The organism is Paraburkholderia podalyriae, from assembly GCF_014397785.1.
Classification (GTDB): domain Bacteria; phylum Pseudomonadota; class Gammaproteobacteria; order Burkholderiales; family Burkholderiaceae; genus Paraburkholderia; species Paraburkholderia podalyriae.
The window spans coordinates 1-13,961 of the sequence record NZ_VZQQ01000047.1; the positions used below are offsets into that span (position 1 = coordinate 1).

Below are 13,961 nucleotides of genomic sequence, written 5' to 3' on the forward strand. Positions count from 1 at the left end.
ACTCCTGCTGGAGGACGAGGCGGATTGCCTCAACCACCAACATAAGCACCGGCGCCACTCGCCTCCCATTCGCCGCCAGAGTCGGGCCGTAGCCCCCTACCGCGCGAGCGGTTTAGTCCGTTCGGCCAAAGCAGCCGCTGGCGCGACCGCCCGCCAATGGCGGCTACGGTCAGCGTTGCCGACGTCGGGCCCGCGACAAGTTCGAATGGGGTTTTCCGAGCTGCGCTGAGGCGCTTTCTCCGCTGCCCATCTGTTTGGCGAACTTGCTGCCTGTATCCTCGCCGCCGAACGCGATCTTCTCTGTCTCTATCGACAGCGTGCCCTCGCCGACTAGGGCCGTCGAATAGTAGCCGACTGCACCCAGTCACCACCGCGACGATAGAGCAGCCATCAGTTTCCGTGCGCCGTTTATATTGCAACTCATAGCCCCACTGCGTTCGGTCGCGCAAACTGTTGTGATCGAAACCAGAACCTAAATGGATGTCCTTTCGTCTTATCGGCCCAAGTCCGCGTAACAGCGTCGGCCGCGCGCCTCGTTCTGCCAACGAGGTCTGCGACCTGTGGTTCGGGAGGCGTCGAAGGTCTTCGAGAGCTGAATCGCTCCAAGGTCATGCGCTATCTGGAGCAAGGAGTTCGAACGCGGAAGCAGCTTCACTACAAAAATTCTGATCTGGGCGACTGGTGTCGTCAGTTTGATTCTGAGTGGTTCCAGGTGGTGTTGCCGGCGATGCCACAGTCAGAGCGCCAAGGCGTTGGCAGGAGAAAGGGAGGGTGCAACGCGGGCACTCGGACAGTAAAAGTGTGCCCGCGGACATTCGTTGGCGCTCCTGCCCGTCAAGGTCAGGAACACGTCGGAGACGAGATTGACGCGGCGAGCTAATTTCAGTCCGACCCAAACATCAACAGCGAAGGGAATCATTGTACGTTCATCCGATCAGTGATGTTCCGATTAGCATTCCGGCAAAATTGTTGCCCGTTGGGATGGCGGCGGACTGCAACGTCTGGCGCGGCGCTATGCGTTTTCAGGTCGTGGCATCCTGTGCTAGCCGCTGAAAGCGAAGCAATTGATATGTTGAAGCTCGCCAGCGGTGAACTCGTCATCTTATGATTGGGCGGCCTAGCCGGCCTTGCGTCCATCCATCCAAGCTAGCCAACCTTGGCGGTACGCGCGGGCATCGACAAGGGCGTGATGTACACGATTGTCTTTCGCATAATAGTTCTGCACCGTTCGGTCATAGACTGCAGTGTCGATTAACGGTCGCAAGTCAAAAAAGGTGGGTGCCAGATTCTCCGGAAGAGGATGGCCCAGCAATTCCAGCAGGAACCGAAAGTCTGTGCTCGAGTCGCTCGCTATCCGGACCGCACGCGGAGCATTGAAAAACCATTCCCGCAGGCGAACGCGACCTTGTTCGAACGTAAGGGGCGAGCCCTCAAGCAATGGCAGAACTTCCCTTTTGACGAAGTCTGAGCAATCTTCGATTTGCCACGTGTCCGAGAACTCAATATAAAGCTCGCGGCTAGCGTCTTCGACAACAATCCCCAAGCTGATCAGCCGGGGAATCCGCTGCCCGAAGCCGGTGTACTCGGTATCGAGAAACAGCAGCACGATGAACTCCTAAAGTCGTAGTTTAACGATCAACTGCGACGCCGTTCCAGACCGATTGTAAATGTAAGGGAAAGCTGAGTGTTCTCGAAAATATAGCGGAAACCGAACTCCGATGTGACCGGAGCTGGTTATCTTTTCCAGATAAAAATTCTTGTCTTTCTTTTCTGCTTCCAATTGTGTTTCGCGGCGAAACCCGCGTTTGCAACTGCGCTGGCAACCGCACGACGCCAACCGTGAACATCTCGGTGCCGTTGTCAGTTCACGCTAAGCCCGCAAAGGAACCTGGTGGGGGGCCAAGAGGGTGCCAGGAACGCGATCTTCTGCTCGCCCACCGCTGACATATAATTCGAATGTTGGTTATTTAGGATTTATATGATGGCGGATGAGCGACACATGGAGACCGCGCGGCCAGAGCTGCCAGCCGAGCGCGGCGTTGCACAATATCAGCGACTGGCGTCCCTGCTGCGGCACCGAATCGCGAAGGGCGAGTACCCGCTCGGCACGCAGTTGCCGCCGATCACGCAGCTCGCGGACGACGTGGGCGTCGCCGTCGTCACCGTCCGGCAAGCATACGAGCTGCTTTCCAAGGAAGGGCTGCTCCGCAGCCAGCGGGGCGTTGGGACCCACGTCGCAGCGCTGCCCGCCGCCACGGGCGACCTCGAACAGGTGATCAACAACCCCTTCGCCGCGCCGCAGCCGCTTGCCTTCGAGATACTCGAAGTCGGGCGCCGCACCTTGCTGCCCCAGGAGCTGCTCGGGCCGGATGACCGGTCGGCTGGCGAATACGTGTGCGTCCGCAAACTGCACACCTATTCCGGCGAGCCCTTCTGCTACGCCGAAATCTATGTGCCCACGCCGGTTTTCGAATCGCTGCCCAGGGACATCGCCATGAAGCGGAAGCTGCTCGCCGCGGTGCTCGACAAACTGGGCGCGCGCTGCAAACGCTTGCGGCAACGCGTGACCGTGATACCCGCGGATTTCCCTCTGTGCGATATGCTGAAGATCCCGTTTGCCTCGCCCGTCGCGAAGATGTCGCGACGCCTGGTTGACGGCAAAGGCAACGTGCTGTACGCCGGTGCGACCTGGTATCGGGGCGACCGCTACGTCTCCGAGATCGACCTCCCCGCGTCCGCCCTGAAAACCGTGCCCGGGATCACCGAGCCCCAGCGGCGGGCTGTCGGGTAAGCCCGCACTTGACGCCACTTTGCGCATGCCTAAACTACTAACATTAGTCATTTAGGTTTAACTCCTCGAAGCTGATTCCTCACTGGAGCTTAATGCGCATGCGGAACCTTCTCTTCCTCCTGGCTGCCCCCGTGCTCGCGTCGCAAGCGATGGCGGCGGCCCCTTATCCGGCCGAGCCCATCAAGTTCATCGTTCCCTTTCCGGTCGGAAGCGGAACGGACGGCAGGGGGCGCGTGCTCGACCAGTCGCTGCCCGCCAGGAAGGGCCAGCCCGCCATCGTGGAAAACCGTCCCAACGCCTCCGGCTTCATGGCGGCGCAGGCCACCGTCCCGGCGGTCAAGACCGCAGGGAGCCAGGCAGAATGAAGCCCGTACCTATCATGGTCAGGGCGGCCGATCTTGCCGCCTACGCGCCGGCGAACCACACCGGCACCTCCAACGTGCGCGTGATCGGCCCCGAGACTGTCGGCGCGACGGCGCTCGAAGTGCTGGTCGGCACGATCGTGAAATCGCACGGCGCGCGGCCGCACGCGCATCCCCACCTGGAGCAATGCGCCTACATGATCGAGGGAACCGGCGAGTCGGGGGCGGAGGGCCGCGTGGAAGCGATGGAGCCCGGGACCTGGGCCTACGTGCCGGCAGGCGTGTTCCATTCGTTTCGCGTGACCAGCGACCAGCCCGGGCGTGTGCTGGTCGTCTATACGCCGCCGTATGGCGAGAACCCGGCGCACACGATCACGGAACCCGACGGCGCTGCCGCCGCGCCTGCTCACGGCAAGGTGCGCGTGCTTGCCGCCGGCGACGCCGCCACCGGCACGGTTCCCCTCATCGACCGCGAGACCGCTGGCGCGCGCTGGGTCGACATTGCGGCGCTGCGCATGCCTGCCGGCAGCGCATCGGTCTGCACCGCGGAGCCTGACGCCGAGCAGGTTCTCTACGTCGAACACGGACGGGTCGACGCACGTGTCGATGGGCAGCACTTCGGTCTCGCCCCGGGCGACTTCCTGTTTCTTCCGCGCGGGGCCGCCGCCTCCCTGCGCTGTTTGCCGGAGCAGCCTGCGTCCGGCTTCCTTATCAAGGGGCGGCTTCCATCCACTGCTTTAAATCCAGTAACAACGGGAGACAATTCATGAACGCAAGAATGCTCGCGCAGCCCACCACAGCTACCGGCGCCCCGCTGCCGCTGCCCGCTCTGCCACAGGACAAGCTCCTGACCGTCAACATCGAGCAGATCCCGCTGATCAGGGATGTCTTTCCGGGCATCCATATCAAGCCGCTGCGCCTTGACCTGGAGCGCGGCGAGTGGGTCTTCATGGCCATCCTGGAACCCGGTTGCTCACTGCCGATTCACTACCACACCGGTACGGCGCAGGTGTGGACGATCCAGGGCTGCTGGGCGTATCGCGAGTACCCCGAGCAGCGGCAGACGGCAGGCTCCTACCTGTACGAGCCGGGCGGCTCGGTGCACACCTTCTACACCCCCGAGGACAACACCGAGGACACCATCACTATCGCCTGGATCGAAGGCGCGCAGGTCAGCTTCAACGATGACGGCACGTTCCACTCGCTCAATGACGCGGTTTCGATCCGGTACGCGATCGAGGCCCTCGCGGCAGCGCGCGACATCGGACCGGTGCCCTATATCCGCGGCAACGGCGCGGACGTAGCCGGTTCCTGACCGGAAAGAGGAGCACGCACAGAATGAACAACGACTCGAACCAGGGTGGGCCGCTGGCCGGCCTGCGCATCATCGACATCACCGAAGTCGTCATGGGACCTTCGGCCACGCAGATGCTGGCCGACCTGGGGGCCGACGTGATCAAGGTGGAGCCGCCCGGCGGCGACATGCTGCGCGCCGTCGGACCCGGCGGGCGCTCGGGCGCCGGCCCGCTGTTCCTCAACCTGAACCGCAACAAGCGCAGCGTCATGCTGGACCTGAAGCGCCCTGCCGGCAAGGAAGCGCTGCTGAAGCTGGCGCAGACGGCCGACGCACTGGTCTACAACGTGCGGCCGCAGGCGATGCAGCGCCTCGGGCTGGATTACGAGGCGCTGCGGCTGGTGAACCCGCGCATCGTCTACGTCGGCACCTTCGGCTTCAGCCAGCGCGGCCGCTATGCGGACTCGCGCGCCTTCGACGACCTGATCCAGGCGGCCGTCGCGATCCCCGAGGCCAGCGTGCGGGCCGGTTCCGACGTGCCGCGCTATGCCCCGCTCAACCTCTCGGACCGGGCCACGGGCCTGTACGCGTTCGGCGTGATCTGCGCGGCCCTGCTGGCGCGCGAGCGCACGGGCTGCGGTCAGGCGGTGGACGTGCCGATGTTCGAGACCACCGCGCAGATGATGCTGGGCGATCATCTGTACGGCCACACGTTCATCCCGCCGCGCGGCGGCTTCGGCTATCCGCGGCTGCTCAACCCGCAGCGGCGGCCGTACGCCACGCAGGACGGCCTGGTGTGCCTCGTCGTCTACACCGACGAACAGTGGCAGGCCTTCATGCGCGTGGTGGGCGAGGCCGAGCGGTTCAACAGCGACCCGCGGTTTGCCGACGGCGAATCGCGCACGCAGCATGTCGAGGCGCTGTACGAGATCCTCGCCGACAAGCTGAAAGCTCAGACCACGCAGCAATGGCGCGAGCTGCTGGAGCCGCTTGGCATCCCGGTGTTGCCGGTGCACACCTTCGAGTCGCTGATGGACGATCCGCACCTGCAGGACATCAAGTTCTTCCAGCAGTTCGAGCATCCCACTGAGGGCATGCTGCGAACCATGGCGGTGCCCAGCGAATGGCCGCAAACCCCGCTGCCGCCGCTGCGCCCGCCGCCGTTGCTGGGTGAGCACAGCGCACAAGTGCTGGCCGAGGCCGGCTACTCGCCGCAGCAGATCCGCGAGATGGTGCAGGCGGGCGTGACGCAAGTGGCGGTGTGCAGCGAGTCAACGGGAGTCGAAGCATGAGCGAGGTCGTGCACGCCAGCCGGCAGGACGGGCGGCTGATTCTCACCATCGACCGCCCGGAGCGCCGGAATGCGCTCAACGCGGAAGTGATCGGCACGTTGCAGGAAGCGCTGCACCGCGCCAGGTCTGACAAGACGATTCGCGCGGTGGTGCTCACCGGTGCGGGCGACGAGGCGTTCTGCGCCGGCGCCGACCTGGGCGGGGATGCCTTCGCGTTCGACTACGCCACGCCGACCAGCGCCTATGCCGACCTGCTGCGCACGGCCCGCACGCTGAACGTGCCGCTCGTCGCGCGGGTCAACGGCGCCTGCATGGCCGGCGGCATGGGCCTGCTCGCGATGTGCGATCTCGCCATCACGGCCCGGCACGCGAGCTTCGGCCTGCCCGAGGTGAAGGTGGGCGTGTTCCCGATGCAGGTGCTCGCCGTGCTGCAGGCCCAGTTGCCGCTGCGCTGCCTGGCGCAGTTGTGCCTGACGGGCGAGCCCATCGACGCGGCGCGGGCACGCGAGATCGGTCTGGTGAACGAGGTGGCTGACGACCTCGACGCTGCGCTCGAGCGCCTGCTGTCGCGGCTGCTCGCCAACTCACCCACGGCGCTGCGGCGCGGCATGTATGCGATGAAGGCGATGCGCTCGATGTCCTTCGAAGAGGCGATCGCCTTCGGCGAAGGGCAGATCGGCCTGCTGGCCCTGACCCAGGACGCGCGCGAGGGCCTGGCCGCATTCAAGGAAAAAAGGAAACCGCAATGGACGGGCAACTGACATCCGCGACGCCGGGCAAGGTTGTGCGCATCGGCGGCGCCTCGGGTTTCTGGGGCGACAGCAGCCTCGGGCCGCTGCAGCTGGTGCGCTGCGGCGCCATCGATTACCTCGTGTTCGACTATCTCGCCGAGCTCACCATGTCGATCCTCGCGGGCGCGCGCATGAAACGGCCGGAGGAAGGCTACGCCATCGACTTCGTCACGGTGGCGCTGCGCTCGGTGCTGAAGCAAGCCGTCGAGCAGGGCATCCGCATCGTCAGCAACGCCGGAGGCGTGAATCCGAGGGGATGCGCCGCGGCGGTGCGGGCGCTGGCCGACGAACTCGGCGTACCGGTGCGGGTCGCGATCGTCGAAGGCGACGACGTGCTCCCGCTCGCCGCCGCGATGCGAACGGCCGGCACGGTCGAAATGTCCAGCGGCGAACCGATGCCTGAACGGCTGGTGACGGCCAATGCCTATCTCGGCGCACTGCCCATCGCGCGAGCCCTGGCCGCGGGCGCCGACATCGTCATCACCGGCCGCTGCGTCGACAGTGCCGTCACCCTCGGCGTGCTGACGCACGAGTTCGGCTGGGCGGCCGACGACTTCGACCGGCTCGCCGCCGGCAGCCTGGCCGGCCACATCATCGAATGCGGCTGCCAGGCGACAGGCGGCCTGCACACCGACTGGGCCAGCGTGCCGGACTGGGCGAACATCGGCTATCCGATCGTCGAGTGCCGCGAAGACGGCAGCTTTGTGGTCACCAAGCCCGCGGACACCGGCGGCCTTGTCACGCCCGCAACCGTCGGGGAGCAACTGCTGTACGAGATAGGCGATCCGGCCAACTATCTGCTGCCGGACGTGATCTGCGACTTCCGCCAGGTGCGCATGGAGCAGGCCGGGCCGCATCGCGTGCTCGTGACCGGCGCACGCGGCCGCCCGCCAACCGGCACCTACAAGGTCAGCGCCACCGCGCCGGCGGGCTTCAAGCTGTCCGGGCAGCTCACTATCGTCGGGATCGACGCCGCAGCGAAGGCCAAACGCACGGGCGAGGCGCTGCTCGAGCGCGGCCGCCGGCTGCTGCATGAGAGCGGGTTCGCGGATTTCCTGGCCACCCATATCGAGCTGCTCGGCACGGAGTCGGCTTACGGGCCGCATGCGCGACCGTTGCCGACGCGCGAAGTCGTGTTGCGCCTGACGGTGACGCATGCCGACCGGCGCGCACTAGAGATGTTCAGCCGCGAGTTAGCCGCACCCGGCACGTCCTGGTCACCCGGTACGACCGGTGCCGGTGGCCGTCCCTCTGTGTCGCCGGTGCTGCGGCAGTTCGCTTGGCTCATTCCGAAGGCGCAGTTGACGCCGACGGTCACGCTCGGCGAGACGACGTTCACCGTGACGCTGCCGTCACCGCAACCGCAGGTCGCGCCTGGACCGCTGGCGCCCATCGAGGGTGCGCTGCCCCCCGGCATACGCGAGACCGTGCCGCTCCTGAGAATCGCGCTGGGACGCAGCGGCGACAAGGGTGACACCTCCAACATCGGCCTCATCGCGCGGCATCCGGCCCTGCTGCCGGTGCTGAGAGACCAGGTGACGCCAGAACGCGTCGCGGAGTACCTCCGCCATCTGGTGCAGGGGCCGGTCCACCGTTACGAGCTGCCCGGCATCCATGCCATCAACCTCGTCTGCGAGCGGGCGCTGGGCGGCGGCGGCATGGCGTCGCTGCGCAATGACCCGCTCGGCAAGGGCATGGCGCAGATGCTGCTTGACATGCCGGTCGACGTCCCCGCAGGCATGTTGCAGGAGCTCCCCGCATGAATTTTGACTTCTCCGACGACCAGCTTGCAATCCGCGACGCCGTCGAGGCCCGCTGCGCCGACTTCGGCGCCGATTACTGGCTCGAGCGGGACCGCGATGGGCGCTGGCCCAGCGAGTTCTGCGACGCCGTTGCCCGCGGCGGGTGGTTCGGCGTGACCATGCCCAAGGAACATGGCGGCGCCGGCCTCGGCATCTCGGCGGCTGCGATGGTGATGCGCACGATCGGCAAGCTCGGCTCGGCGGCGGTGTCGTCGGTACACCTGAACCTGTTCGGCCCGCAGCCAGTGGTCGTGTTCGGCAGCGAGGCGCAAAAGCGGCGCATGCTGCCGCCGTTGATCGACGGTTCGGATCGCGCCTGCTTCGGCGTGACCGAGCCCAGCGTCGGTTCCGACACCACACGCGTCAGAACCTTCGCCCGCCGCGCGGGCGACCGCTACATCGTCCACGGCCAGAAGGTCTGGACCTCGACCGCGCAGCACGCCAACAAGATCCTGCTGGTGGCCCGCACGACGGCGATCGAGGCATGCGCGCGGCCGATGGACGGCGTCACACTGTTCTACACAGACCTCGATCGATCGCGCGTGCGCATCAGCGAGATCGAGAAGATGGCGCGCAAGGCAGTGGACTCGAACGAACTGTTCATCGACGGGCTGGAGATCCCCGTCGAGGATCGAATCGGCGACGAAGGCCAGGGCTTCAGGTACCTGCTGCATGGCCTGAATCCGGAGCGCATCCTCGTCGCGGCTGCCGCGCTCGGCGCCGCTGAGACAGCGCTGGCGCGGGCAACCGACTACGCCAGGGAACGCGTCGTGTTCGGCCGGCCGATCGGCAAGAACCAGGCGATCCAGCATCCGCTGGCGGAATGCTGGATGCGCCTGCAATCGGCCGAACTGCTGATGTGGAAGGCGGCGGCGCTCTACGACGCCGGCAGGCCCTGCGGTGTCGAGGCCACGGCGGCCAAGTACCTGGCGGCGGAGGCCGGTTTCGAGACGTCGTTGCGTGCGGTGCGCACGCACGGCGGCTACGGCTACGCGAAGGAGTACCACGTTGAGCGCGGCCTGCGCGAAAGCGTGCTGTCGCTGCTCGCACCGGTGACGCAGGAGCTCGCGCTGTGCTACGTCGCCGAGCAGGCGCTCGGGCTGCCGAAGTCGTACTGACCTGCGCAGCGCGAGACAAACCGCCTCCAGGGCGTGGCAACGACACGTCCGACGACACCAACCAGATCAATCAGCAACGGTCGATAAACCCGGGCCTGGAGACTGCGAAATGAGAATGAACCTTGCGGGAGGTCAGTTTCATGAAGAGGTTTGCGGGTAAGGTCGTAATCGTCGTCGGCGCCGCCGGCCAAGACAACATGGGGCAGTGCATTGCCCGACGCTTCGCCGGCGAAGGCGCCAGCGTGGTTGTGGCTGGACGACGCGCGCAGCCGTTGGATCACCTGGCAAGCGAAATCGGAGGCGCCAGCCGGCTTTGCGATTTCACGCGCAAGGAAGACGTCGACGCCCTCGTCGCCTTCGCGGGCGAGCGCTACGGCCGCGTCGATGTCGGCATCAACGCCACCGGCTGGGGACTTCTCCGGCCGTTCGAAGACACGAGTGAGGAAGAACTGCAGGCGATGATGGATCTCCAGTTCAAGGGGCCCTTTCAGTTCATGCAGGCGCTCGTGAAAGCCATGAGGCAAAATCCGACGCCTGGAGGCTCGATCATCATGATCTCGTCCGCGACCGCGACGATCATGCTTGAGAACCACGCCGCCTATATGGGCACCAAGGCTGGCACCGACCACGTCGTGCGCTGCGTGGCCAACGACTTTGGCCAGCTCGGAATTCGCGCCAATTCGATCTCTCCTGGCATCACTCGCACGCCGATGTCGGGTGACGCCCTGAACATCCCCGAAATAGTGCGGGCCTTCGAGGCCGGCTATCCGCTCGGACGTATTGGCACTGTGGATGACGTCGCCGAAGCGGCTCTGTGGTTGGCAAGCGACGTGTGCTTCATGACGGGACAGAACCTGCAGGTCAATGGCGGCCTGACGCTGCGCCGCAATCCGACAGCGACGGAAATGGGCGCCCCCTATGCCCGGGTTATCGCGGACCTGTCCGCATAACGGAATCAATGGGGCAGACACGATTGAATAATCGTCCGCGACGGAACGTGTCGCGCGAGGGGTTGCCGTGGCGCAGCTAGAGGAAGCGGCGCGATGACAAATAAGTGCATCGGTTCTGGAGCACATCCAGGCGATGCAGCTTTCCTGGTTCTCAAATCAAGTAAATCAAAGGAAATGGCGTGAGCAACTTCACAGTAATATCGCCTGAATTCAAAGATCAGGAACGGCTGCAACTGGTGCATGAGTTCGATGGCTTCGACGGGACCGGCCAGAACCGTTCGCCCGCGCTGCAATGGCACGGCGCGCCGGCAGGCACCAGGAGCTTCGCGCTGACGCTGTACGACCCGGACGCACCCACCGGCAGCGGCTTCTGGCACTGGATCCTGTTCGATATCGATTCGTCCGTCACCCAGCTCGCCGCGGGCGTAGGCTCCGCCGACGCCACCGACCTGGGCGCCAGCGGCACTCAGGCCACCAACGACTACGGCGCCACCGGCTACGGCGGTCCCTGCCCGCCCAAGGGCTTGCCCACGCACCGCTATGTCTTCACCGTGCACGCGATGGGTGTGCCCAAGCTGGAGCTGCCGGCCAACGCGCCCAACGCGGTGGTGCGCTTCATGATCTACCAGAACACGCTCGCTACGGCCACCCTGACCGGCCTCTACAACCGGTGAGGGTGCGCCTTGCTGCGACTGTTTGAACCGCTCGCCAGCCCCAACGCTCGGCTCGGCGCGACGCGGGCGGACGGCGTTGCTGGTGCTGGTGGTGGGACCGCTGGTGGATTCAATGGGGGCAGACACGATTGAATAATCCGACGCATTACAGCTACCCCCAACTTTGGAGACTGCAAATTGAGAACGAACATAGCCAAAAGCATCCTGATATTGCCGATGCTGACGTTGCTGGTGTTGCTCACGACGCCGCTCACCACGAACGCCTGGGAGCGCGGCAAGGTCGAGAAATTTGCCACGTTGCCGCCGGGTGAGGCGCATCCCGAGGGGATCACCATCGACCGTCAGGGGAACGTCTACGTCGCCACAGTGGCGGCGAACAAACCTGAGACGAGTGAGGGAACGCTCATTGTGTTCGACCCACATGGCAAGCACCTTCGGACTGTTCGGGTCAAAGGCTCAAGCAGGCTATTGCTCGATCTTGGGTTCCATCCGCAGACCGGCGAGTTGCTTGTGGTCGATTACCAGGCCGCGAAGGTCTGGGTCGTCGATCCCAACACGGGTGCCGCATCCGTTTTCATGACGGTCACGGGTAATAATCCCGGCCTCGACGGGATGACGTTCGACGCTGCGGGCAACGTGTACGTGACCGACTCTCACCAGGGCATCATCTGGAAAACTGGACCGGGCGGCGGCGAAGCATTCGCGTGGGTCAAAAGCCCACTGCTCAGTCCGGCAAGGCCAGCACCGCGCATCGGCGCGAATGGTTTGGCGTTCAATAACGAGCGGACAGCGTTGTTCGTCGCCAACACAGCGAACGACACGATTGTCAAGATACCGGCGACCGGGTCGACGCTTGAACCTGGCACGCCTGAGGTCTTCGTCAATCGCGTCGGCGGCGGACCTGACGGCCTGATCATTGACGAGCACGATAACATCTGGACCGCGTGCAACCAGTCCAACGAGATTCTCGTACTCGAACCGACGCAGGGGCGAGTGATTGCAAAGCTCGGCGATTTCGGCGGAATCGATCGCGAGGGGGCGCCCATAGGCTTTCTCTGGTCGAATAACCTCGTATTCCGCGGGGATGAGGTTCTTGTCACCAACCTTTCGCTCGATTTTGGCGCGGTCGTTTCGCAGTCTGAACGGACAATCGATGGACCGTGGGCTCATCAGGTGAAGGTCCACACCATCTCGAAAATCAAGAGGCGGATACCGGACATTTACTAGAAGTGACCGGATGCGCTCAAGAGTCCATGCCCAAACGGGGACTGGATCCGCGCCATAAGATGCCCAGTCCTTTTACCGCACATTCTCGATCGATCCCAGAAGTCGCTCTTCGCTCTGAGGCCGCGCGACTTCTCGGCACATCCCAGGGTGGGTGCGATCCCAGCCTCGCCTTCGAACTGCGGTACGCGCGCCCGAGCTCCTCGTCATTCGGGCACATGAAGCGCAGGTGTGAATTGGACTAACCAGATTGCTTGCATGGAGATGGGCCGCCAGGTACGGATTCCATCGTCGGGACGATGCGGGCCATAAAGCGCTGGCGTGTGATGGCGATTTTACAGATATGTAGTACTGAATATGTCGGCACATCGAACATGTAATCGACATGAAGATGCCTGGTCAGGACGATCACTGGGAGCGAGGAGATATTGATGAAGCAAGCGCCGATAGGAGGCAGCATGCGTGCGATCAGCCGGGGAATTTGCGGTGCTACGTTGGTTCTTGCCGCAGGCCATGCAGTAGCGCAGTCGAGTGTGACGTTGTATGGGGTGGTCGACGTTTTTGGTCAGTATTTGAACAACGGTGGGACTCATTCGTTTTCCGAAAGAAGTGGCGGCTCCTCAGCGTCCCTTTTGGGGTTCAAGGGAAGTGAGGACCTCGGCCGCGGGTTGACGGCCGAATTCGCCCTCGAGAGCGGCTTCAACGTGAACAACGGGACGTTCTTCGCGGACAGCAATGCGCTCTTCTATCGTCAGGCGTGGGTCGGGTTGAGTCACGCTGACTTCGGTTCGCTGACCTTCGGTCGTCAGTATCAACCGAGCTTCAAGGTCGTCTACCCCGTCGACCCATTTCGCATCAATGAAGTGATTTCGCCGCTCGCCGCGGCCGTCCTCGCAATTGACCGAAACACCTTGTCGACGCAGTACACCACCGGACGCACCAGCAATTCGATCAACTATCAATCGCCGAATCTGGGCGGTTTCACGTTCAACGCGATGTACGCGTTCGCCGCTACGGTCACGCAGCCTTTGCCGTCCACGTCGGGGAATTTTCTCGATGTATCGGCAACCTATTCTAACTATGGCCTGTTTGCTGGTTTCGGATACCAGTATCAGCATGCTGGACAGTTGAGCTTTCCCGGACTTCCTGGCCGCCTGGAACTGGTTGGAACGGCTCACTACACGGGGGCATTGGCTTACCGGTTCGGTATCGTGAACCTGCAGTTCGCCTATCTGTACGTGCAACCCAAAGACGCCGCAGAGGGTTCACTCGCGGCCCGTCTTGGTACGGTCCATTCCGTCAGCATTGTTGAGGTGGGGGCGACGATTCAGGCGACGTCGCAGGATGCCATCCAGATCGCCGTAATTGAACGTAATGTGCGCGGTTCACACGACAACACGCCCGGAATAGAAGTGGGCGCGGAACATAGCCTTTCGAAGCGCACGTTCGTGTACATGCGGGCCGGCTATATGAAGAACAATGGAGGCGCGACGACGAGCTGGCCCGGTATCGCCGTGACCGAACCCAACGCGTCGCAGACGCTGGTGCTCATGGGCGTGACGCACCGGTTTTAGCCGACATATGTTCGCGGACCGGCGACCAATCTGCTCGGGGAAGAGGACAGTGATTTTTAGTCGGCTCAGCCGCGCCTGGTACCTGGGCG

At 63.9% G+C, this 13,961-nt stretch carries 13 protein-coding genes; 12 read left to right on the forward strand and 1 reads right to left on the reverse strand.

Annotated elements, in window-relative coordinates; genetic code table 11:
• Nucleotides 1–1,117: 1,117 nt before the first annotated feature.
• Nucleotides 1,118–1,606, reverse strand: a complete 489-nt coding sequence (locus F6X42_RS32315; RefSeq protein ID WP_187638075.1) for a 3'-5' exonuclease family protein — start codon at nucleotides 1,604–1,606, stop codon at nucleotides 1,118–1,120.
• 393 nt (nucleotides 1,607–1,999) lie between these two features.
• Between F6X42_RS32315 and F6X42_RS32320 the strand changes: the two genes are divergently transcribed.
• From F6X42_RS32320 to F6X42_RS32375, 12 genes are all read left to right on the forward strand, one after another.
• Nucleotides 2,000–2,791 carry a GntR family transcriptional regulator gene (locus F6X42_RS32320; protein ID WP_246530320.1) on the forward strand — a complete coding sequence of 264 codons (792 nt, stop codon included), beginning with the start codon at nucleotides 2,000–2,002 and terminating at the stop codon, nucleotides 2,789–2,791.
• Between the two features lie 98 nt (nucleotides 2,792–2,889).
• On the forward strand, nucleotides 2,890–3,156 hold the full coding sequence (locus tag F6X42_RS32325) for a type 2 periplasmic-binding domain-containing protein (RefSeq protein ID WP_187638076.1): 267 nt from the start codon (nucleotides 2,890–2,892) through the stop codon (nucleotides 3,154–3,156).
• Entirely contained in the window at nucleotides 3,153–3,923 is a 771-nt protein-coding gene (locus tag F6X42_RS32330; RefSeq protein WP_187638077.1) for a cupin domain-containing protein, read from the forward strand. Before F6X42_RS32325 ends, F6X42_RS32330 begins: the two co-directional genes overlap by 4 nt.
• Nucleotides 3,920–4,468, forward strand: coding sequence for a 2,4'-dihydroxyacetophenone dioxygenase family protein (locus F6X42_RS32335; RefSeq protein WP_187638078.1), 549 nt, complete (start codon nucleotides 3,920–3,922; stop codon nucleotides 4,466–4,468). Before F6X42_RS32330 ends, F6X42_RS32335 begins: the two co-directional genes overlap by 4 nt.
• Before the next feature lie 23 nt (nucleotides 4,469–4,491).
• Entirely contained in the window at nucleotides 4,492–5,739 is a 1,248-nt protein-coding gene (locus F6X42_RS32340; RefSeq protein ID WP_187638079.1) for a CaiB/BaiF CoA transferase family protein, read from the forward strand.
• Entirely contained in the window at nucleotides 5,736–6,500 is a 765-nt protein-coding gene (locus F6X42_RS32345) for an enoyl-CoA hydratase-related protein (protein ID WP_187638080.1), read from the forward strand. The genes F6X42_RS32340 and F6X42_RS32345 overlap by 4 nt, the downstream gene beginning before the upstream one ends.
• The gene (locus F6X42_RS32350; protein WP_187638081.1) at nucleotides 6,485–8,293 is read left to right on the forward strand and encodes an acyclic terpene utilization AtuA family protein; all 1,809 of its coding nucleotides are present in this window, start codon (nucleotides 6,485–6,487) and stop codon (nucleotides 8,291–8,293) included. The genes F6X42_RS32345 and F6X42_RS32350 overlap by 16 nt, the downstream gene beginning before the upstream one ends.
• A complete protein-coding gene (locus F6X42_RS32355) occupies nucleotides 8,290–9,450 on the forward strand; it encodes an acyl-CoA dehydrogenase family protein (RefSeq protein ID WP_187638082.1) in 1,161 nt (386 codons plus the stop codon). Before F6X42_RS32350 ends, F6X42_RS32355 begins: the two co-directional genes overlap by 4 nt.
• A 140-nt stretch (nucleotides 9,451–9,590) precedes the next feature.
• Entirely contained in the window at nucleotides 9,591–10,400 is an 810-nt protein-coding gene (locus F6X42_RS32360) for an SDR family NAD(P)-dependent oxidoreductase (protein ID WP_187638083.1), read from the forward strand.
• Between the two features lie 179 nt (nucleotides 10,401–10,579).
• A complete protein-coding gene (locus F6X42_RS32365; RefSeq protein ID WP_187638084.1) occupies nucleotides 10,580–11,074 on the forward strand; it encodes a YbhB/YbcL family Raf kinase inhibitor-like protein in 495 nt (164 codons plus the stop codon).
• Between the two features lie 216 nt (nucleotides 11,075–11,290).
• The gene (locus F6X42_RS32370) at nucleotides 11,291–12,301 is read left to right on the forward strand and encodes an SMP-30/gluconolactonase/LRE family protein (RefSeq protein WP_187638085.1); all 1,011 of its coding nucleotides are present in this window, start codon (nucleotides 11,291–11,293) and stop codon (nucleotides 12,299–12,301) included.
• A 455-nt stretch (nucleotides 12,302–12,756) separates the two neighbouring features.
• Nucleotides 12,757–13,872 carry a porin gene (locus F6X42_RS32375; RefSeq protein WP_187638110.1) on the forward strand — a complete coding sequence of 372 codons (1,116 nt, stop codon included), beginning with the start codon at nucleotides 12,757–12,759 and terminating at the stop codon, nucleotides 13,870–13,872.
• Nucleotides 13,873–13,961: the final 89 nt, after the last annotated feature.